Origin of the sequence: Anabaena sphaerica FACHB-251 (assembly GCF_014696825.1) — a bacterium.
GTDB lineage: Bacteria > Cyanobacteriota > Cyanobacteriia > Cyanobacteriales > Nostocaceae > RDYJ01.
Window position 1 is genome coordinate 59,402 of sequence record NZ_JACJQU010000001.1, and the last position, 22,083, is coordinate 81,484.

Below are 22,083 nucleotides of genomic sequence, written 5' to 3' on the forward strand. Positions count from 1 at the left end.
CCTCAAAACAATGACAGCAAATAGTCCCACGATTTTAGCCTTAGACTTTGATGGAGTGATTTGCGATGGACTAATTGAATATTTTGAGGTAGCTTGGCGTACCTACTGTCAAATTTGGTCATCTGCTAACGATACACCACCAGATGATTTAGCTTTAAGATTCTATCGCTTGCGTCCTGTAATTGAAACGGGTTGGGAAATGCCTATTTTGATTAAAGCCTTAATTGAGGGTTTTTCTGATGATAAAATTCTGCAAGAATGGGTAAATATTACTCCACAGATTTTAGCAGCAGATAACCTAGACGCGAAAGCAGTTGCTAAAAAACTTGACACTTTGCGGGATGAATGGATAGCTACAGATTTAAATGGTTGGTTAAATCTGCATAAATTCTATGCGGGTGTGATAGAAAGACTCAAAATGACTCTTGTTAGTGGAGTAAAGCTATATATAGTCACGACTAAAGAAGGGCGTTTTGTCAAGCAATTGTTACAACAGGAAGGAATTGATTTACCACCCGCAGCGATTTTTGGGAAAGAAGTAAAACGCCCAAAATATGAAACTTTGCGAGAATTAATTGAGAAAGCTGAACATAAACCTGTAAGGTTATGGTTTGTTGAAGATAGACTGAAAACATTACAATTAGTCCAAAAGCAATCAGACTTAGATCATGTCCAACTTTTCTTAGCAGATTGGGGTTATAATACTCAACCAGAAAGAGAAGCAGGACAAAATGATTCACGCATTCAGGTAATATCACTTTCTCAGTTTTCTCAAGATTTCTCTAAATGGTAGCTATGTTTGTAAAGATAAATTGGTAAAAAGCAAGATCCCCGACTTCTATAAGAAGTCGGGGATCTAAATTCCTATTCTTTGAAAAATTATTATGCTGGATTTAACAAAAATAGCGGGACAAATGCAAGGTTTAAGTCAGCATCTTTCTTCAGAAGTTGCTGAAAGTAACCGCAGGTTGGAATTAGCAAAAGAACATTTAAAAACTGCTTTTGAGTGTCAACAAGAGTTAATTTCACGGCAAGAAAAATGGCGCGATCGCATACTTTTTGCTAATGCTACACCCATTGAACCTTTAGAAACCTGTATTGATATTCCCACTCCCCCCAAAGTTCATACTGTCATTGCTACCGATGGTTCCCAAATTGCCCCTAACCATCACGAAATTGCGTATTGTTACTTATTAAATATCGGCAGAGTCGTATTACATTACGGTCAAAATCGCCACCCTATTCTCGATAGTTTACCGGAGGTATTTTATCGCCCAGAAGATTTATATATAGCCCGTCAGTGGGGTTTAAGAACCGAAGAATGGATGAGTCATCGCCGTACTGCTGATGAAACCACGGTATTAGCAGAACTGGCTTGTAGTGCCAAAACCGAAGCACCAGCTTTAGCAATGGTAGATGGTTCCTTAATATACTGGTTTTTAGATCAATTACCGATGGATGCCCGCGATCGCATCTTACCCCCTATTTTAGAAGCTTGGCAACAATTACGTAAAGCGGAAATTCCCATCATGGGTTATCTTAGTGCCGCCCGTAACATCGAAGCCACAAACTTTTTACGGTTGTTAGCTTGTCCCCATCCCGTCCCAGATTGTATCAGTTATTGCCCCGATCAATTGGAAGCTTTACCATGTAAAAAATTTGATAATTTACGAGATACAACTTTATGGACAACCCAACTGCAACCAGGACAACGCGGACCCCTATGGCGTAGCAATAACCGCATTTTACAATTATATGAAGACCAAACTATTTATTTTTGTTACGTTCATGTAGGTACAGAAATTGCCCGGATAGAATTTCCTATGTGGGTAGCAGAAAATTCTAGTATGTTGGATCAAGCACTAGGATTAATGTTGGCACAGGTGCAAAAAGGATACGGTTATCCTGTAGCAATTGCGGAGGCACATAATCAAGCTGTAGTCAGAGGTGGGGATAGAAACCATTTCTTTGCCCTTTTGGAACGAGAAATGATTAAAGCTGGTATAAAAAATGTGGGTATTTCTTACAAAGAAGCCAGAAAGCGGGGAAGTATCGCTTAATAAAAACGATTAACCCTGAATACAAAAGATAGTTTCCCTGAGTTTGGTATGATGACAAATCTACTTAGATAAATCACTATGCCGAAATTTCTCAGATTAATCATCACGATAGCAGTTTTGGGAGGATTATTACTATCATCTCAGGAGATTTTTGCACAAAATTGGATACCTGTTCGCGGTGGTATTCCCTTTGGTATTAGCGGGATAGCTTTAATAGAAAAACAAAGTAATAAACTAGATTTTTTAATTGTTCATGACAACAAAAAACCAAATCAAGGACGTTTAGCAATTATTAGTATTCAAGGTAAAAAACAAACTGAATATTTCCCCTTAAATTGGCAAAATAAGATAAAATCACCTAATGATTTAGAAGCATTAACATCTATTCCAGAGACAAATAACTCTGATTTCATTGCTTTATCTAGTGCTGGTAAAGCTTATCATCTTAATTTAGGTTTTAAAAACAAAACTATCTCTATAATCAAAGAATTTGATTTACCAGAAATTGCTAAAAATAGCAACTTTGAATCTTTCAGTTTACAGAAAATTGATAATAAATTAATGGCAATTTGGGGACATCGCGGAGAAGGTGAAGAACCAGCAAAGATTTATTGGGGAATATTAAATTTAGCTAAATATCAAATCACTCTTGCAGGTACAGCTAATTTTAAAGTACCATTTCCTGATGGTAATGTCCGCCATATTTCTGATATTAAAATAGATAATGCCGGAATTGTTTATATTACCTCAGCTAGTGATAATGGAGATGATGGACCATTTGAGTCTGCTGTTTATGTTGCAGGTTATTTAAGCTTGAATGATAACAAAATACAATGGCGACCAAATCAGCAACTTTTCCCTATTTACCGGGATAAATATCATAAAATTGAAGGCTTAGAAATTGTACCAGGTGCAGCAGGAGGAATAATAGTAGGAACAGATGATGAAAATATGGGTGCTTCTATTTATATGATAGGTGAATAAATGTAGGGTGTGTTATCTCGTTCCCAGTCTCAGACTGGGAATGCTATCAAGAGGTTCTACCTCTATTTTACAAAGAAGGCAGAGCCTTCTAAAATTCATTCCCATACAGAGTATGGGAACGAGAAATTTCACCTGTCACCTGTTATATCTACACATTAAATCTAAATAACATTACATCCCCTTCCTGCACAATATACTCCTTACCTTCACTTCTGACTAACCCTTTTTCCTTGGCACCATTCATCGAACCATGTGTTACTAAATCATTATAAGCAACGGTTTCTGCACGAATAAAACCACGTTCAAAATCAGAGTGAATGACACCTGCTGCTTGGGGTGCAGACATTCCTGCATTAATTGTCCAAGCGCGAGTTTCTTGAGGACCACAAGTGAAATATGTCCGCAAACCTAAAAGTGCGTAAGTTGCACGAATTAAAGATTTTAAACCACCTTCTTTCACACCCAAAGATTCGAGAAAATCAGCTTTATCTTCTTCTGGTAATTCGACTAATTCCGCTTCAACTTGTGCAGAAACAATCACAACTTGGGCATTTTCAGCCGATGCAACTTGGCGCACTTGTTCAACAAAATCATTACCTGTTGCTAAGTCATCTTCAGAAACATTAGCAGCATAGATAATTGGTTTATTTGTGAGTAGTCCTAAGCCTTTAATAATTGCGGCTTCTTCTTCATTTAAACTCACTTGACGGACAGATTTACCTTCATTTAAAGCCGCAGCTAATTTTTCCAGCACAGTGATTTCAAATTGTGCATCTTTGCTGGTGCGTGCTTGTTTGCGAGTTCTGTCAATGCGTTTTTCAATTTGCGATAAATCTGATAAACCCAATTCTAAATTAATGATTTCAATATCTCGCGCTGGGTCTACAGAACCGGCAACGTGAATGATATCATCATTTTCAAAACAACGCACAACATGAACTATTGCGTCAACTTCCCGAATGTGGGATAAGAATTGATTACCTAGTCCTTCTCCTTGACTTGCACCCTTCACCAAACCAGCGATATCGACAAACTCAACACGAGCAGGTATAATTTGTTTAGAAGTGGCAATTTTGGCGAGAACGTTTAACCGGTCATCTGGTACTGAGACAATGCCAACATTCGGTTCAATTGTGCAGAATGGGAAGTTAGCAGCTTCGGCTTTAGCATTAGCGACGACAGCGTTAAATAAGGTTGATTTTCCGACGTTGGGAAGTCCGACTATTCCGGCTCTTAGCATTGTAGATTTTTAGATGTTGATTGCAATTTTGACACTCTGCGTCCTAAAGGAGCGCAGATTCTTGCTTCAATGAGCAACCTTGCCTAGACTTGTTCCCAAATCTGGGTAGAGGGTCATCTCTCCACAAGCGTTAAAAGTTTCCGTCCGCCCGACGGTACTTAAATCATAGCCAGTTTGTTTTAGTGCTTTCGCTAAAATGTTGATTGCGGCGTTGTGGTCACGGTCAAGAACACACCCACACTTACAAACATGAGTTCTAACTGACAATGATTTCTTGACAGTTTCTCCACAATTAGAGCAATTCTGAGAGGTATATTGCGGTGCGACTGGTACAACCACGCGCCCGTAAATCTTCCCAAAATACTCTAACCATTGAGTGAACAATAACCAACTAACATCACTAATTGACTTGGCTAGTTTGCTATTTTTAACCATATTTCTCACTTGCAGTTTTTCAAACGCCACCAAATCGTTAGATTTGACCACGCACAATGCTTCTTTTACAGCAAAGTCTTTACGCTGACGTGATACTTGCAAGTGTTTTCTACCAAGACGGTTAATAGCTTTTTTGCGATTGTTAGAACCTTTCTTCTTGCAACTAACTCTTTTTTGTAATCGTTTTAAAGATTTTTCTGACTTACGCAAATATCTTGGATTATCAACTTTGTTCCCTTGAGAATCAGTATAGAAATTAGTAAGACCAACATCTAACCCAACTGTTTTACCTGCTGGAGTAATGTCAATTTTTCTTTCAGTATCTACACAAAACTGTACGTAATAACCGTCAGAACGTTTAACTATCCTGACTCTTTTTATTTGCTTAATTTGGTAAAAGTGCAAATCCCAAGTTCCAATTAACTTTAGTTGACCAATATCACACTTATCTATAAATTTAATGTGTTTACGGTCATCTAAAAGTTTCCAACCAGTTGATTTATATTCAACTGAACGGTTGTTTTTCTGAAACCTGGGATATCCTTTTTTGCCGGGAACTTTAGCTTGACAATTATCAAAAAATCTTTTAATTGCAAAAGCAGTTCTTTCTGCTGCTGCTTGTCTAGCCATTGAATTTAACTTATCAGCAAAATCAAATTCCGACGCTAAAACAGCAGTATATTTATTTAGGTCGTAAGGTTTAACATTTTGATTGTCCATCCAAAACCGCAAGCACTTGTTACGGATGAACCTAGCTACGCGTATAGCTTCATCAATTTTCTGATATTGCTGTTTTGTGCCTTTGGCTTTGAACTCAAAAACAATCATTGTAATTATCATCTCGACCTGCTCTAAAAATAGCATTCTTGAGGGAGTATGGCAAACCCTAAACAAGAAAAACCAGATTATGACTGCCCCTAACGGGGCAAGCCGCTCACCTACATCCAGTGTCTAAAGCACAACAAAGTATCGGAGCGTGGCGAAGATACTTTGTCGAGCGTGGTTTTGGTTCGCTCGATTTCTTTATAAGGATAATTCAAACAGGTTTAGGAATGGTTTGGGGAATTGGACCCGGTACTGTTTGGGGAATGGGTGCTGGTACTGTTTCTGGTACTGGTTCTGGGAACGGTGGAGGAATGGTTGGTTCTGGTGGAGGTTCGGGACTGGGTAGGGGGTTGGGTCCAGGAGTTGGTATTTGCGGTTCGGGTATGGAGATAGCGGAGGGATAAAGCATGGTAAGTCTAATTGCATGATTCGACTTTCCCAAGCTAGATGATAACTTATACCGTTGACATCTTCCCAAATGGCTATACCCAAATCTTAGTTATTACGATTTTCCCACAGTTCTAATAAACCAACTGTACCGACAAAAAATGTATAAGTTGCATATTTGATGGGGTTGTGATTTTGAGAAGGTGCATAGTAAGCTGCAATGATTCCTTCAACAAAATGCGCTGAAAGTGCAATATGAGCAAGTATTAAAGCGGGAGTTAATATACTTGGTAGTTGGTTGTTAGTTGTTACTGTTTGGATGTTCCATAATTCTAAGCCAATGGCGCTGGTGATCAGGGGGATGGAGATGAATTTGATGATAGTGAATAATTTTTGTTTGATATGTTTGAAGTTCATTTTTCTTGATTTTGTATAGTAATTACATTGTAAATTTTATCTCATTAAATTATTTATTAATTCATCAATTCTTAAAAGTTCCTGAGTAATTTGCTGTACCGTATTTAGTTCAGTTGCCGGATCTGGAGGTTGAATAGTCATGTAAGATGTGGCTGACGAATGCGCTACCAGACCTCGTTCTTTCCCAAATGTATTCATGGTAGCAAGCCAAGCAGGATCTAAATCATTACTATCTATTCCTATTGGTAAGAGTAATGCCAAAATATTAGCCTCTTTAACTCCATGATTATTATCTTTAACCCACCGAAAATTATTGATAGCTGAATCTATTTTCTTACTTATTTTCAGTCGTTTGTCGTGATCATCTTGACTTACCCTACTAGGTTTGTTGAGTGTGTCTGGTGGTTTATCCATAGTTAAAGCAGAGAAACCAACTAGACATATCAAAGTGCGGGATGTCTTACCTGTAGCATCCCAAGCTCTTTTGGCATTTAAAACTACTTCCCACGCTCTATCTTCAAGGTATGATTCGATTTCAGCATGAGCTAAAACTCTATATGCAAGAGTTCTCACTAACTGTCTATCAGAATATAAACCTGTAGGACTAATTTTAGGTAGAAATTGCTTTTTTAACCTATTTAGCTCCCTAGTTAAAATCCTAAATCTAGCAGATTTTGGCATATTATATAAATACCCTACCTCAACCCATTAAAAATAATTCGATTATCAACAAGTTCAGGTAGGTTAAAATCTACATCTAAAACTTCTAATAGACTTTCTCCCCACAATCTCAAACGATTGTAAGTTTCTCGAATGTTTTTGGTTGTTCCCTCAATAGCTTCTTTAAAGTTACTGTTGGATGAACATAAGCTTTTGAAAGCTTCTTCAACTTTTTCCTTATTTCTTTGAGCAGATTCCCTTATAGTCTCATCTTTAAAGTAGAAAACCATTACATCTAAAATTGCTCGATTAAACTGGCTGCGATATTTATTGCCCAACCACATACGCGAGAAACTACCTCCAAATATATTAATAGTTGTTTCTACTGCTTTCTCGAATTGATTAACTGCATTTTCAACATCATCCTGTATTTTTTCCCAATCTTTATTAAGATTTTCACAAGTCATATCAAGAAATTTTTTAAGATTTCCTCTATATTCAGATAAAAAATAATGAAATCCTATATAACGCAACAGCAATTCCACATCTCTCATCCGAAAATCAGGATTTGGTGATTTTAATATTTTTCGTAAAGCCTTACTTTCAACTGATTTATCATCTAAGAAATTGATAAAACCACCTGGATGTAATGCTTGTCTGAGTTCTTGAGGAGATAATGGAGTGTTTTCTACATTCAACCGCAGGAACATTTTATATAGCAAATCTTCACTATACCAATTCCGAATTAATATAGTCCGAATAGTTTGGTTGTCTAAAGCATTAAGATCATAACTCAAGATTACATCATTTTGAAAATCATCATATTTTTTGCCAATTAAATCACGTCTAAACTCTAAATCTTTTAAAGCAAAAGCATTGTTTTTAGTTTTTTCACTCCTACCATAAAATTGCAGGATAGTTAACAATCTTTGCTTACCATCAAGAACTATAAATTTACCTTTTTCTTGACGATTAACAGCTAACACTATTTGGGGGACTGGAAATCCAACTATAAGTGATTCTATGAACCTACTTTTACGAGTTATATCCCAAGCATCTCGTCTTTGAAATTGTGGATTTAGCTGTATATTATCCCGCACAAGTTGATTAAGGATAGTTTCCGTTGTCCAATCACTACCAGAAACAACGATTTTCGATATTTCCTCTAATACAGGAATTAACTTATTACGAGATTGAGGCTCAATTTCTTGCTCTTCTTCTTCCTCAAAAAAAGTTACTTCTTCTTCTGTTGTAAATGTAGTCTGCATAGAGTTTTATCAGAACACAATATAGTTTATTAGTTAATTATATGCGATAATTTATCAATTTTTACATAAAGCTCTAACCGCCTCATTTCCCCCCAAAATGCTCAACCAAAACCAAACCCCCCTCATAGATGCCTTAAAAGCCTCCATTTCTCGTCCCCACGCACCATTTTACACCCCTGGACATAAACGCGGTGCAGGAATTTCCCCAATTTTAACGGATTTATTCGGTAAAGATGTCTTTCGTGCTGATTTAACCGAACTCGCAGAATTAGATAATCTCTTCACACCTGAAAGTGCAATTTTAACAGCACAAGAATTAGCCGCAGCAGCTTTTGGTGCAGAAAAAACTTGGTTTTTAGTTAATGGTTCTACCTGTGGAATTGAAGCCGCAATTCTCGCTACTTGCGGTATGAATGATAAAATTATTCTGCCTAGAAATGTGCATTCTTCTGTAATTTCTGGTTTAATTCTTTCTGGTGCAATTCCTATTTTTATTCATCCCGAATATGATGAAGATTTAGATATTGCTCATAGCATTACACCGGAAGATTTAAACACAACTTTAGCCAAACATCCTGATGCTAAAGCAGTGCTGATAGTTTATCCTACTTATTATGGTGTTTGTGGAGATTTGAGTGCGATCGCCCAAATTACCCATCAATATCATATTCCCCTGATTGTAGATGAAGCACATGGCGCACATTTTGCTTTTCACGCTGATTTACCTACCTCAGCTTTAGCCGCAGGTGCAGATTTAACAATACAGTCAATTCATAAAACATTGGGTGCAATGACACAGGCATCAATGTTACATATTCAAGGTAATAGAATTAATATTGATAGATTAAATAAAGCCTTACAATTAGTACAATCTACAAGTCCTAGTTTTATTCTTTTAGCTTCCCTCGATGCTGCACGTCAACAAATGGCTATCAATGGACAAAAGTTGATGTCTCAAACTTTGCAATTAGCTGAAGGAGCAAGAAATGAAATTAGTCAAATTCCTGGTTTGTCAGTTTTGGAGATCTCCCCAACCTTTAAAAAGGGGGGGGTTTTTGATTTGGATCAAACAAGGTTAACTGTGAATGTTGTTCAATTAGGTTTAACAGGGTTTGCAGCTGAAGATATCCTCAATGAAATGGGTGTAACTCCAGAATTTTCATCCCTGCAAAATCTGACTTTTATTATTAGTTTGGGTAACAATCAATCAGATATTGACGCATTAGTGCAAGGGTTGAAAAAACTGGCTCAGATACCACAATTGACAAGTCAGTACAAAATATGTAAATATAGAAACGATGCTAAGATTGCTCATATCTTGTGCATTTCTCCCCGTGAGGCTTTTTTTGCTAATAGTGAAACCCTCCCTTTGGAGAAAACTGTAGATAGAGTTTGTGCAGAAATTGTTTGCCCCTATCCTCCTGGAATTCCTGTATTAATGCCTGGAGAAATCATTACAAAATCGGCTTTAGAATATCTGCTGCAAATTCAGTCTTTAGGGGGATTTATTAGTGGTTGTATGGATAACAAAATCCACAACCTAAAGGTTATAAAAACTTAAGTTATAATTAAATGTAGGTGTAAAAATATCACATTCTTGGAAAGCAAAATTTATGAAGATCAAATTCCTAAGTTCAGCAGTGCTATTTTTACTTATAACATCTGTAAGCCTACCAACTTCGGCTCAGTCTCTTACTAATCGAAATGAACTTGCGGCTAATGTTAAAGACACCGAAAAAATTAATAACATCAAAAAATTATTAGAAATAACAGGTGCAAAAAGTCTGACTCAACAGATATTAAATCAAATGTTAAATTCAATGAAATCTGAATACAATCAAGTACCAGCAAAATTCTGGGATACTTTTGCTGCTGAACTCAACCCAGATGAAATGATCAAGGAGTATATTCCTCTATATGATAAATATTTTACCAATGAAGAAATAAAAGCCCTTATTGCCTTTTATCAAACACCAATAGGACAAAAAACTTTGACTGTAACTCCTCAAATTACTCGAGATTCCACAGAAATTGGGATCAAATATGGCAGAGAAGCTGCCCAAAGAGCTTTACAAAAATTGGAATCTGAAGGATATATTCGCAATCGTTAATCATCAGCAAATTGACTTGCAATCTGCTGTGTATAAGTTATCAGCTATAAGCTAATATCGGAGTTTAGTGATAACTGATAACTGTTAACTGTTAAATTCCTTTTTTCACTAAGTCTTTATAGACAGGAATTTTGGACTTGAGTAGACTCCTGACAGCCTCTTCTAAATCTCCTTCTTGTAGTAAAGAATCTCCCATCAAAACTGCATTAATACCAGCATCAGCCATCAAAGATAAATCAGCAGGTGTCTCAATTCCCGACTCACTGACAACCAAAATCCCTAAGTTTTGTAAATGCGATCGCCTAGCAGCCATTAATTGCTGAGTAGTGCTAATATTCACACTAAAATCTTCTAAACTGCGGTTATTAATGCTGATAATACGTACATCATCTAACTTGAGTACACGATCTAATTCAGTTAAATTATGAACTTCAACCACAGCATTCATTCCCAAATAGTGAATCACCCGCAAAAAGTTATTTATCTGCTGATCTGTAAGAATAGCAGCAATTAATAAAACTGCATCCGCACCTGCTGCTCTTGCTAAATAAATTTGGCAAGGATCAAGAATGAAATCTTTACACAACAGCGGTAATGCTATCCGATGTCGGATAATCCGCAGATGATCAAAACCACCATGAAAGAATTTTTGGTCAGTAACGACAGATATACAAGTTGCTCCACCACGTTCATAAGATTTAGCGATCGCTAAAGGATCAAAATCTGCTGTAAGTATATCTTCGTCAGCAAATCTTTTTTTTACCTCTGCAATCAAGCTAGGTTTGTCAAGACTTTGCTGCAAAGCAGTAAAGAAATCTCTGACAGTCGGAGCAGCAGTTAATTGACGTTGCAAAGATGCGAGAGACATTTCTTGTTGTATTTGTGCAACTTCTAGCTTTTTCTGCCAGACAATTTCTCTGAGTATGGGTTGCAGACGACTATTAGAGATAGTAATTGGGTAGTTCATGATGAGAATGAATTAATAATTAATAATTAAGAGTTAAGGAATTTCTACCTTCATTTTTTCTCATAGCAAATTATGAGAAATAAGTAGAAAGGCACAAAAAACCGTAGACGCGGAGCGGCTTCTCGAAGAGTAGTATGTAACGAAAAGTAAAATTGCCCAAAACCTCTTCCCTTTTGCCTATTGCCTTATCACAACGACAATTTTTAACACCCACCTACTTATATCTGGGACAACATACCAATTTTGTCCAATCTTACATTTAAAAACCATGCAGGTGGGTTGACAAATCATCTTTAGTACCTGAAAATATTTCCGGTAAACATACACCCAATACTCATTGCTTAAGGGGGAGGGGAAAGGGGAAAGAATGAACGTAAGAATTCAGAATATATCTACGGCAAGCTACGCTAACAAAATCCAGAATGAACGATGGTTGCAGTTATTGCGGGGATGATCTGAAGAAAATCTCGATTGGAGAAAATCTTGACATGACAAGCATTCTGACTCCTGAATCCTGAATTCTTGCCCTTTACCCTTGACCCAAGTCAAATTATCAGTTGAAAATTACAAAGGGAGCAGTATTAAACCCACCCCTACGACTATTGCACAAATCTTAAACCGCACCAAGTAGTCCTTATTGGCATCTTAAAAATGAATCCAACTTGACTTAAGGTTAAACATTTCCACCTCTTTTTTAGCAGTTTGATCTTGTCTAGAGCCACCGAGTAGGCAATTATTTTTGAGCAATCTGATATAAGTACGGTAGGGTATATAGTCGATAGGGTTGTGTCCAGAAAAACGCAACAGTAAAACACAAGCCCAGGAATACTTGCCGGCTATAATTGCCTTGACTATTTGTTCTATTTGTTCGGTATTAATTTTCTTATTAATTTGTCTATTATAATCAGCAACGTTTTGACTCATGGTATGCACTCCTATGTGTGAATGAAATCAAATCAATAGCTTGTCAGCTTTTCTTCATATTTCCGAATTCTCAGCACAGTTGAAGTAGTAGTAGATGATGCTGAGACAAACACCTGCTGAAGACAAATTTATAAACCTATATCAAGAGTTTTATCTGTTGTTACCGAAAGTAGGGGCTGATTTAACCAGCTAGAGCAACATTGTTGTTTGGACAAGAGATATATAGCTAAAACCACCCCACCCCTACAGATTCAACTTATTGCACAAGCTACTTCTTTCATTAAGCCTACTCAAAGTTCAGCACTTGATAAATGAACTATTTTTTGATCGACTTGTCTATTTTTTCGCTCTTGCATTTTTTGATCATGCTTAATTCTGATAGCTTGTATTTCTAGCCGTAAATTTTCTAGATGGAGTAAGGATTTCAGGTTTCGTATACTTCAACACATTGATTCTTTACAATTTATATATCTTTAGTCAGAGGTCTGATTTCTTTGTATACTTCAACACATTAATTTTTTACAATTTATATATCTTTAGTAAGATGTTTCCTTGTTAGGAGGATATTGTTTACTAAAAGGTATTCCCTATGAGAGATGACCAGACGTATTTATATATAGTTCAATCCCCTTTATGGCTAATTAAACTTATTCAAATAAATCGAATACTTTTTCCCTATTTATCAAACAACATCGAGGTAAACCTAAATATATTACACTGGTTGACGAAATAAATTTTTACCATAACAAGTAGAGTCTCAAGATTTTACTTCCACTTAATTTAACTTGATTTGCCAAATAGATTGTTTGTAATTGCTTCAGGAATAAAATTTTTATTAGGGTATTTTATTATCCACAAAAAATTACTTAGTTCAGGATTTAATGCTCAGGATTTAAGGGGAAGAATATATGCAACAAAATAGAAGTTATGAATTTTTTATTGTTAAAATCAAATTTAAATCAATGAGATTTGTAAATTAATAGCGTTATTAATATCTATCAAACTGCCAATTCTGATTATGTTCAACCTAAGGGTAGATACATAATTAACTAATACTCAGGAGTAAGTATGAATATGAATTTTGGGGATTTTGGGGATTCCATGTTAAAAAAACTCAACTACGGGAGTTTTCATCCAGGATTGGAGTTAAAATTTGCTGATTTTCTCATCAATAAAATTGTAGATGCAGCTTTTTGTTTAGGAGAAAACGCGCAGTTTCTTTATGTCAATAATGCCACCTGCGATCTAACAGAGTATTCCCGCGAAGAATTACTTTCTATGAAGCTAAATGATTTAGATGTAGATTGTTCATCGCACAACTGGTCAGCACAATGGCAACATCTGACAAACCTAGAGAACCTCTCCTTTAAATCTCGCTATCGCACAAAGGAAGGACGAATATTTTTAGCTGCAATAAATCTTACTTATATACAATACCAAGACAGCGAGTTTTGCTGTGGTTTCATTCGGGAAAACAGTAACGAATTAGTAGATTTGAGTGTCCAAAAATGGATTGATGAAGGTAGAGAAATTAAAAAAAGTTTACAAAAAGAAAGTGCTAAAATTCAACCTCAACATATTGACACCTTACTGCGGCTCAGAGAGTCTAGATTTCGCACTTTGCTAGAAGCTACCAACGCTAGTATTTTTCTGCTTCAAGGTACACAAATTTGCTATGTAAATCCTGCTGCGGAGTTACTCACTGGCTATACAAAAAGGGAACTGTTAGCAGGCTTTGATTTTAACCAACTTATCAAGACTCGAAAACCTAAACATCGGGAAGCAACTAACTCTGAACATCAGGAGATAAATATCCTTACCAAAGACGGTACAGAGCGATGGTTAGACGTTGCGGTAACTCGGTTTGATGGAGGCATAGATTTTCATGGTCAAGAAGTTGAAGTCTTTACAGCTATTGATATCACAGATTACAAATATGCACAATTAGAATTGCGTCAGACTTTAAAACAAGCTAAAGAAATCAGCGAACTTAGAGCGAATGTTGTGGCTATGCTCTGCCATCAATTTCGTACACCACTAAATGTTATTTCATTTTCTAATAGCTTACTCAAACGACATATAGATAGATGGAAAGGAGAAAAGAGCTTACTATTTCTTGGACACATACAAACAGCGGTAGAACAAGTAAATCAGGTATTAGATGATATTTTATTCTTGGCTAAAACAGAATCATCAAAAGTTGGTTTTGAATCTAAACAAATTAATTTAGTGGATCTGTGCCAGGATTTAATTGCAAAAATACTGATAGCTAATAGTGGCAAGTATATTGATTTTCATAGTCGAGGAAACTGTTTGAAAGTATGGATTGATCAAAAATTACTGGAGCCTATTTTGAATAACTTGCTTGAAAATGCAATTAAATATTCTCCTATTGGCAGTGTGGTGGATTTAACGGTTGATTGTGACCAAGAGACAATAACTTTTCAGATTAAAGATGAAGGTATTGGTATTCCCGAAGTAGATCAGCAAAGGCTTTTTGAACCGTTTTATAGAGGTAGCAATGTTGATAAAATTTCGGGAACAGGACTGGGCTTATCGATTGTTAAAACTCTTGTTGACTTACATGGAGGTCAAATCAAAGTGGTTAGTGAAGTTGGTGTAGGTACTACATTTACTGTGGTGCTACCATCCGTTCCCTCTTGTGATTCTGAAATTGCTTAATACTCTATTTGTTAATCATTCTCTGTAACAACTTTTATTGGTTTCAAAATGATACACGAATCGTCGAAAACAATTCTTGTAATTGAAGATCATGCTCTTACCCGCCATCTTTTCTTAAAGGGTCTTGAGGCTGAAGGTTTTGTAACGATAGGAGCAGAAAACGGCCAAGTTGGTATTCAGCAAGCAGAAGAGTATTTACCTGATTTAGTAATTTGTGATCTGATGATGCCAGTTATGGATGGTTACAGTGTTTTAACTAGGCTGCGTCAAAATCATCTCACAGCAATTATTCCTTTTATTTTTCTCACAGCTAGTAACTCTAAGGCATCTATAAGAAAAGGGATGGAATTGGGAGCAGATGATTATTTAAGTAAACCTGCTACAATCGATGATTTGCTAAAAGCAATCACTATTCGATTAGAAAAGCAATCTCTTCTCCGCTCCTGGTATGCTGCTAGGTCTCATCCAATCTCAGAACTTCCAGCTACATCAGCAAATTCAGACTTAACCTTTCCCATGGTTCCCCACTTAAAAAAAGTTTTCGACTATATTGAAGCTCATTATCACCAAGGCATTACTTTATCTGATGTCGCTGAAGCTGTTGGTTATTCTCCAGCGTACTTAACGACCCAAGTATCCAAGCAAACAGGCGAAAGTGTTAACACTTGGATTGTCAAGCGACGTATGGCCGCAGCGCGTCCTTTACTGAAAAATACTAATCAGACTATTGAAGAAATTGCCATAAGACTGGGCTATCAAAATGCTTGTCATTTTTCCCGTCAGTTTCGTCAACATCATGGTTTATCTCCCACAATTTGGAGAAAACAACATCAATTAGTTCATGTTTCCGCAGCTTCAAACCTGCAATTTATCAAATCTCGCTCTCAGTTAACAAACGCTATTCCTTGTTAATTTGTTAACTATTCTTAGAGGTTGTAAACTGCTGTATTACTAATTGTACAGATAAGGCTAACAAACCCAAAGCTACTATACCAAATATACCCGTTCCCAAAGCCACCACACCCACAACTAGGGTACGAACAGCGGAGCCTATATTCACCACCATTGGGTTATCGGAATGGATGGGTTTGGCAGCAAAGGTAGTGGCGATCGCTATCATCAAAGAATACATCGCAAATGCGAATCCTCCCGACATTACCGCCCCCGTTATACATCGTAATGGTGTTGGTGGTACTTGTTCGGGAGTCTCTTTTGATGGCGTAACATTTGGTTCATTCATAATTTGGTAATTGGGGAAAAGGGAACAGGGAACAGGGAAAAGGGAACAGGGAACAGGGAACAGGGAACAGGGAACAGGGAACAGGGAACAGGAATAGGGAACAGGGAATAGGGAACAGGGAACAGGGAACAGGGAACAGGGAACAGGGAACAGGGAACAGGGAACAGGGAACAGGAAAAATAAATAAGAATTGAATAATAAAGAACTAATTTTTATTCCCCAGTCCCCAGTCCCCAATTTACTTTAATATTTGAATTCCAGTTGCAATTGTCCGAGTTACAAACAATTCTAAATCCTCATCAGGTATTGCTGATCGTATACGTTCCTTGACTACTTCTGCTTGTGCTTTTGATTCCACAATGGCAAATACTGAAGGTCCTGAACCTGACATCATTGTGCCTAAAACCCCTTCTTGACTAGCAAATAATTCGCGCAGTTGTAATACTTGAGGATAAGCTGGCAATACTACCTTTTCTAAATCATTGTGCATTTTTCGGCTAATTTCTGCCGCATCTTTATCTAAGATAGCTTTGACAATTTCTCCCGAATGAACTGCACTAGCACGAGCCGCTAAATCTTCGGTATTTTTAATATATGTGCTACCAAATACTTGCCGATAGGTTTTATAAGCCCAAGCTGTAGAAACTTCTAGACTATGGTATTTAGCTAATACTATATATATGTTATTTAAACTTGTTAAAGGAGAAAGTTGTTCACCTCTACCTGTAGCAATTACTGTTCCCCCAGAAACACAAAACGGCACATCTGAACCGAGTTGTGCGCCCAATTCTTCTAATTCTGATTTAGTTAATCCCAGGTTCCAGAGTAAATCTATCCCCACTAACACCGCTGCTGCATTTGTCGAACCTCCAGCTAACCCCGCAGCCACAGGAATCCGTTTTTTTACAGTAATATCCATCCCACCGAAATTATTAAAAGCATCGGGGAATTGCTTCGCCATCAGTGCGGCGGCTCGGTATGCTAGATTACTGTTATCTGTAGGTACTTGGGGGTGGTTGCAGTAAACACGAATCGCTTCCGTACTTGCGGCGTGTAAATCAATTTGGTCTGCAAGGTCGATACTTTGCAGTATCATCGCCAACTCATGATATCCATCAGGGCGGTCGCCAATGATTTCTAAATATAAGTTGATTTTCGCAGGTGCAATTAAACTATAAGAACGCATATCAGTGGTAATTGGTCATTAGTCATTGGTCATTGGTCATTAGTCATTGGGCATTGGTTTATTTGCTTCTTCCAATTCCCACCAGTCCCCAGTCACCAGTCCCCAGTCACCTGATTTACCAGTGATACCCATTGTGAAACACTAAGGTCTTCGGCGCGAACTTGGGGATTAATATTTAATTGTTCCAGTAATTGCGTCAAGCGATCGCGATCAATGACCGATTGCAAATTATTTCTTAACATTTTCCGCTTCGCCCCAAACCCTAATTTAACCAGATTTTCCAACTTTTTGGGGTCATTAGCAGGAATTTCTATCTGTCGGGGGAGTAAGCGCACCACAGCGGAATCGACTTTTGGTGGTGGATAAAATGCACCAGCAGGAACTGTACAAATTAACTCACAATCTGCCAAATACTGCACCCGCACCGACAACGCCCCAAAAGTTCTTGAACCTGGATTAGCATACAACCTTTCTGCTACTTCTTTCTGCACCAGTAGCACGATAGAGTCATAAGGTTCTGGGTTAGGGTTAGCAATAGTACCAAGTAACTTTTCAATAATTGGACCCGTAATATTGTAGGGAATATTGGCAACAACTTTATTTTGCTTTTGGAACTTGGCAAAACCTGTCAGTTGGGATGCTACATCAAGAGTCAGAAAATCTCCTTGTAGAAGTAAAAAATTTTCCCTCTCGCCCAGTTGCTTCACCAGTAGTTTACACAAATCACGGTCAATTTCTACAGCAACTAAAGAATGAACTAAAGGTAATAAACGCCGAGTTAAAATTCCCGTACCCGGACCAATTTCCAGAATCCTATCATCTTCTTGACATTCTGCTGCTTTGACAATGGCGTTAAGTGCTTTTTCGCTTTTTAACCAGTGTTGAGCAAATTGCTTGCGCGGTTGCACCATTTATATTTATTTCTCCATAATTATTAAAAAGAAAAATTTCCGCCAATAGTCTGAGATTTGGTTTTAAAGTTAATGTATCTATAGCAGTGGACAAAGCGGTTAGGACATTCTGGAAAGCTCAAACTCAGTGATGGCAAGGGTTTTACTTTTGCCTTTTGCATGAGTGCCTCTTGCCTTCTGCTATGTCTTAGGGCTTGCTCCCAACCCCAATTGAAAATGTAAGCATTTCCAGAATACAACAGCAGTCAGCTATCAGCAGTAAAATCAGCTTGGTACTTGTCTGTAAGATTGGGTTAGTTACTTCAGCGCCAAAACATTACTATGAACACTAAGATAAAATATATTTTACCCGTAATTTTATTAGCAGTTTGCGCCAGCATCAGCAGTTGTACTTCCAGCGATACTTCTGATAATACAAGTTCACCACCAACACAAAACAGCACAGTCTCCCCAACTCCCCTTAATTCTCCAGTCACATCTGAACCATTTTCCACCCAGCCATCTCCAGATGCAACTTCTAAAGCTATTTCTGGGAAAACTACTCAAGTCACACTCTACACAAGTGATGCTCAATGTCAAGATTATGTTTCTAAACAAGCTTCAGTGTCAGCCGATGAACCCATGAACGAAGCCGTCGGGAAAATTTTAGAGCAACGAGATACCGCTGACTTTAGCTTGTCTGGGTATCGTGTAAACGTTAACGACGGCGTTGCTACAGTTGATTTACGGTTAGCTCCTGAATCTAAGCGGCAAATAGTTTCTCTTTCTAGTTGTGAGCAGTTTGCTTTATTTGGTAGTCTCCGCAAAACCCTCACCAGTAACCCCCAATGGAAAATCAAAGATGTCCGCTTTACAGAGCGCGGTAAGGAAGTTGTTTTGTAAGGTGACAGGTGACAGGGAATAGGTGACAGAAAGAAGGCAAAAGGCAAAAGGCAAAAGGCAAGAGCTTTTGAATTTTAAATTTTGTATTTATTTCTCCCCTGCTCCCCTGCTCCCCTGCTCCCCTGCTCCCCTGCTCCCCTGCTCCCCTGCTCGCCTGCTCCCCTGCTCGCCTGCTCCCCTGCTTTCCCAGTCCCCAGTCCCTGATAAGTAAAGATTTTCTAGCGATTCTGCCCAAATATAGAATTAGACTATTACCATAAAAAAGTCTTTAATCAAGGACGGCAAGCAGATGGATGTTAAGCTAATTTTAGTGGGATTAACCGTTATATTTACCTTTGCGTGCTTATTTTTCGGCACGAAAAACGGATTTTATGATTCAGACAATTATCATGGCAACGGTTCTGCACATTAACCACAGTTAGAGAGGAGTAAATTCCTAGAGCATGAGGAATGATCTGTCGGTATCCTCTCTTCCTGATGATGGGGAAGCGGCTAGTGAATTGGAATGCCTACCCTATAGTGTTCAGCATGAAGATGAAGGTGTATGTCTACTAGTAAGGATGGGTCCACACCGCATTTTATTAGATTGTGGTTTGGGGGATATTTCATCTCTGACAAGGGGAATAACTAAATCGGCAAATAAAGGTAGTTCACTATTAGCGGCAGATTTAGTATTAATCAGTCATGCTCACCCAGATCATGCTAGGGGTTTGCTGGCGCTAAATCAAGCCTTTCCTCTGTTGCCTGTCTATGCTAGTGAGGTAACTAGCAAGTTATTACCCTTAAATTGGCCGGAACAAGCACCCGAAGAAATTCCTGCGTTTTGTCAGGCGCTACCATTGCGATCGCCTATAGAAATTCAGGAAAATTTAGTTGTAGAATTATTTCCCGCAGGCCATCTTCCTGGGGCTGTGGCTATTCTCCTCACCTACCACACCGAAAATCGTGATTACAAATTACTTTACACAGGAGATTTCTTTCTATCCAATTCTCGGCTAGTAGACGGATTACGTTTAGAGGAATTAAGGGGCTTAAATTTAGATGTACTCTTAATTGAGGGCAGCTATGGCACATCCCGCCATCCCCACCGACGCAACCAAGAAAATCAACTGGCGGAAAGAATTAATCGAGCCATAGCTGATCATAGTTCTATCATTTTACCCACACCGGCTTTAGGCTTAGGTCAAGAATTGTTGATGTTGTTACGTTCTCATCATCATTTTACTGGTCGGGATTTAGATATTTGGGTGGATGGTAATGTGGCTACTGGTTGCGATGCCTATTTAGAACTTTTGCCCCATCTTCCCGCATCAGTCCAGAATTTTGCCCGTCATCAACCTTTATTTTGGGATGAGCGGGTACGTCCCCGCGTGCGGCGGTTAAAAGTGGAAGATTTGGCTAATTTAGGCAGTTCACCCTGTATTGTCCTCACGGACTCTACAGCGGATTTAGGCAAATATTGCCAACCCAACACAGGGACTTGGCTAATTCTCCTGCCCGAAAAAATTGATATAAAAGTTGATCAAGAATACCCAGCACCGACTACCATTGAAAGCTATCTTTTAGCTCAACATAGTGATGGACCGGGAACAACCCAATTAATTCATAATTTACGACCCCAGCACGTCGTTTTTGTCCACGGTTCCCCTGCTTACTTAGCTGATCTGACTAGCTTAGACGAGTTACAAAATCGTTATCATATTCATTCCCCCGCTGCGGGAATTTTGGTAGAATTGCCCATTGGCGAAACATTTTTACAACCTTCCGCCCCAGAAACCAATTATGAAGGGGAGCTAACGGAACTAGAAACAGTAATTACAATTACCCTGCCAGAAGCAATTACAGATGATCCTCGTTGGCAGCAATTTGCGGATACTGGTTTAATAGAAGCTCGTTGGCAGGGAGAAGAACTGGTGTTAAGGAGTTTGTCCCAACGAGAACTGCTGAATCAAAATAGCTTAGATGTAGCCCGCAATAGGCATCCCCACACATGGTCTGATCTAGAATGCTGTGGTACGTGCAGATACCAAAGAGGGCAACGGTGTTGGAATCCCGCCGCCCCATTGTATAACTTTAAAGTTACTCTGGAAGGTTACTGTCCTGCCTTTGAACGGTTATCTGAACATGAATCCTGAATCAGAATTTGCGATTCAGAATTCATAACTCAGCACTCATTAGTCGGGATTCAAGTCAGTGAACCGGTTGCGGATACGCTCAGACTCAGGACAATCTTCAGTCATGAGAGGTTCGACATTACCCCGTGATACAGAAGCTAATTTCTGCGTTACAGAGCCAATGCTTTCTAGACGAACCATCTCTTCCCAAGAACTAACTTCGTCTTCTTCGTCCGTTTCATAGCGTAGAGTCACTAAATCTCCCTCTATATCGATGATGCGGGCCCGCTCTATCCAGCGTTGCTGATCCCGCAAAAATACACATACCTCCCGCCCGTCGCAACACAGTTGATAAATCTTGCGGTGTAGCATGTAATGCTTCTGCCTTTTTAAACAACGTAGTTAAACCTGTCAAAATCTGGGTCTTACCCCGGTCAGAAATACCCTAAAGAGGTCAATTTCACGCTTTGTGAACTAGTGTGTCTAGTAACCCAATCTCACAACGACTCGGTGGTAGTAGTCACTATAGGAAAATTTTGGGTCATAAACCAATGGTTACTCCATCTGTTGAAGTCAATCTCTTTTGGGGCAATGCTAGATAATGTTTACTTCATAGAAGTCAAACATTTCTGGAGTTGTCCTAACCTGGTTAATATGTGGTGGTGATTCCTTACTACCATCATGTAATAAATAGTACTGCAAAACAAGCGATAATTGCGGTTGTTTGAGTTGCCTACTTGTAATCATTGGCATTTCTAGGAAGTCTGGGGACTCGGCTGTACTTTTAACC

The 22,083-nt window shown here is 38.3% G+C and carries 21 protein-coding genes; 9 read left to right on the plus strand and 12 right to left on the minus strand.

The window, feature by feature from the left end:
• The first annotated feature begins 10 nt into the window (after positions 1–10).
• From H6G06_RS00195 to H6G06_RS00205, 3 genes are all read left to right on the plus strand, one after another.
• Positions 11–793 (plus strand): HAD family hydrolase, encoded by a 783-nt coding sequence (locus tag H6G06_RS00195; protein ID WP_190555917.1) that lies wholly within the window; start codon positions 11–13, stop codon positions 791–793.
• A 91-nt stretch (positions 794–884) separates the two neighbouring features.
• Positions 885–2,060, plus strand: a complete 1,176-nt coding sequence (locus tag H6G06_RS00200; protein ID WP_190555919.1) for a DNA double-strand break repair nuclease NurA — start codon at positions 885–887, stop codon at positions 2,058–2,060.
• A 78-nt stretch (positions 2,061–2,138) separates the two neighbouring features.
• Positions 2,139–3,044, plus strand: coding sequence for a hypothetical protein (locus H6G06_RS00205; protein ID WP_190555921.1), 906 nt, complete (start codon positions 2,139–2,141; stop codon positions 3,042–3,044).
• Positions 3,045–3,192: 148 nt separating this feature from the next.
• Here the strand turns inward: H6G06_RS00205 and ychF are convergent, their stop codons facing one another.
• From ychF to H6G06_RS00235, 6 genes are all read right to left on the minus strand, one after another.
• Positions 3,193–4,284 carry a redox-regulated ATPase YchF gene (gene ychF / locus H6G06_RS00210; RefSeq protein WP_190555923.1) on the minus strand — a complete coding sequence of 364 codons (1,092 nt, stop codon included), beginning with the start codon at positions 4,282–4,284 and terminating at the stop codon, positions 3,193–3,195.
• 66 nt (positions 4,285–4,350) lie between these two features.
• Positions 4,351–5,547 (minus strand): RNA-guided endonuclease InsQ/TnpB family protein, encoded by a 1,197-nt coding sequence (locus tag H6G06_RS00215; protein ID WP_190557182.1) that lies wholly within the window; start codon positions 5,545–5,547, stop codon positions 4,351–4,353.
• A gap of 208 nt (positions 5,548–5,755) precedes the next feature.
• Positions 5,756–5,953 (minus strand): hypothetical protein, encoded by a 198-nt coding sequence (locus H6G06_RS27155; protein ID WP_242039558.1) that lies wholly within the window; start codon positions 5,951–5,953, stop codon positions 5,756–5,758.
• An 86-nt stretch (positions 5,954–6,039) separates the two neighbouring features.
• Entirely contained in the window at positions 6,040–6,348 is a 309-nt protein-coding gene (locus H6G06_RS00225) for a hypothetical protein (RefSeq protein ID WP_190555927.1), read from the minus strand.
• Between the two features lie 36 nt (positions 6,349–6,384).
• Positions 6,385–7,029: a HEPN domain-containing protein gene (locus H6G06_RS00230; protein WP_190555929.1), complete on the minus strand. Its 645-nt coding sequence runs from the start codon at positions 7,027–7,029 to the stop codon at positions 6,385–6,387.
• 14 nt (positions 7,030–7,043) lie between these two features.
• Positions 7,044–8,276 (minus strand): DUF262 domain-containing protein, encoded by a 1,233-nt coding sequence (locus H6G06_RS00235; protein WP_190555931.1) that lies wholly within the window; start codon positions 8,274–8,276, stop codon positions 7,044–7,046.
• A 97-nt stretch (positions 8,277–8,373) separates the two neighbouring features.
• Here H6G06_RS00235 and H6G06_RS00240 point away from each other — a divergent pair, with 97 nt between their 5' ends.
• Together H6G06_RS00240 and H6G06_RS00245 are read left to right on the plus strand one after the other, a co-directional pair.
• Positions 8,374–9,837: an aminotransferase class I/II-fold pyridoxal phosphate-dependent enzyme gene (locus H6G06_RS00240; protein ID WP_190555933.1), complete on the plus strand. Its 1,464-nt coding sequence runs from the start codon at positions 8,374–8,376 to the stop codon at positions 9,835–9,837.
• A 52-nt stretch (positions 9,838–9,889) separates the two neighbouring features.
• Positions 9,890–10,387 carry a DUF2059 domain-containing protein gene (locus H6G06_RS00245; protein ID WP_190555934.1) on the plus strand — a complete coding sequence of 166 codons (498 nt, stop codon included), beginning with the start codon at positions 9,890–9,892 and terminating at the stop codon, positions 10,385–10,387.
• A gap of 91 nt (positions 10,388–10,478) precedes the next feature.
• On the opposite strand, the gene trpC is transcribed toward H6G06_RS00245, so the two are convergent.
• Positions 10,479–11,354 (minus strand): indole-3-glycerol phosphate synthase TrpC, encoded by an 876-nt coding sequence (trpC, locus tag H6G06_RS00250; RefSeq protein WP_190555936.1) that lies wholly within the window; start codon positions 11,352–11,354, stop codon positions 10,479–10,481.
• Positions 11,355–11,999: 645 nt separating this feature from the next.
• Positions 12,000–12,278 (minus strand): HetP family heterocyst commitment protein, encoded by a 279-nt coding sequence (locus H6G06_RS00255; RefSeq protein ID WP_190555938.1) that lies wholly within the window; start codon positions 12,276–12,278, stop codon positions 12,000–12,002.
• Positions 12,279–13,346: 1,068 nt separating this feature from the next.
• On the opposite strand from H6G06_RS00255, the gene H6G06_RS00260 reads away from it, so the two are divergent.
• Together H6G06_RS00260 and H6G06_RS00265 are read left to right on the plus strand one after the other, a co-directional pair.
• Positions 13,347–14,960, plus strand: coding sequence for a sensor histidine kinase (locus H6G06_RS00260; protein ID WP_338422896.1), 1,614 nt, complete (start codon positions 13,347–13,349; stop codon positions 14,958–14,960).
• A 48-nt stretch (positions 14,961–15,008) separates the two neighbouring features.
• Entirely contained in the window at positions 15,009–15,872 is an 864-nt protein-coding gene (locus H6G06_RS00265; RefSeq protein WP_190555940.1) for a response regulator transcription factor, read from the plus strand.
• Between the two features lie 4 nt (positions 15,873–15,876).
• Here the strand turns inward: H6G06_RS00265 and H6G06_RS00270 are convergent, their stop codons facing one another.
• The 3 genes from H6G06_RS00270 to rsmA all read right to left on the minus strand — a co-directional run bounded on the left by H6G06_RS00270 (position 15,877) and on the right by rsmA (position 18,297).
• Positions 15,877–16,200, minus strand: a complete 324-nt coding sequence (locus tag H6G06_RS00270; RefSeq protein WP_190555942.1) for a DUF3082 domain-containing protein — start codon at positions 16,198–16,200, stop codon at positions 15,877–15,879.
• Between the two features lie 238 nt (positions 16,201–16,438).
• Complete coding sequence (gene ispE, locus H6G06_RS00275) at positions 16,439–17,386, minus strand: 4-(cytidine 5'-diphospho)-2-C-methyl-D-erythritol kinase (protein WP_190555944.1); 948 nt, start codon at positions 17,384–17,386, stop codon at positions 16,439–16,441.
• A gap of 92 nt (positions 17,387–17,478) precedes the next feature.
• Positions 17,479–18,297 carry a 16S rRNA (adenine(1518)-N(6)/adenine(1519)-N(6))-dimethyltransferase RsmA gene (rsmA, locus tag H6G06_RS00280; RefSeq protein ID WP_190555946.1) on the minus strand — a complete coding sequence of 273 codons (819 nt, stop codon included), beginning with the start codon at positions 18,295–18,297 and terminating at the stop codon, positions 17,479–17,481.
• A 321-nt stretch (positions 18,298–18,618) separates the two neighbouring features.
• On the opposite strand from rsmA, the gene H6G06_RS00285 reads away from it, so the two are divergent.
• Both H6G06_RS00285 and H6G06_RS00290 read left to right on the plus strand, forming a co-directional pair.
• Entirely contained in the window at positions 18,619–19,179 is a 561-nt protein-coding gene (locus H6G06_RS00285; RefSeq protein ID WP_190555948.1) for a GerMN domain-containing protein, read from the plus strand.
• Positions 19,180–19,622: 443 nt separating this feature from the next.
• On the plus strand, positions 19,623–21,314 hold the full coding sequence (locus H6G06_RS00290) for an MBL fold metallo-hydrolase (protein WP_190555950.1): 1,692 nt from the start codon (positions 19,623–19,625) through the stop codon (positions 21,312–21,314).
• Positions 21,315–21,353: 39 nt separating this feature from the next.
• Here the strand turns inward: H6G06_RS00290 and H6G06_RS00295 are convergent, their stop codons facing one another.
• On the minus strand, positions 21,354–21,665 hold the full coding sequence (locus H6G06_RS00295) for a DUF6679 family protein (protein ID WP_190555952.1): 312 nt from the start codon (positions 21,663–21,665) through the stop codon (positions 21,354–21,356).
• Between the last annotated feature and the right edge of the window lie 418 nt (positions 21,666–22,083).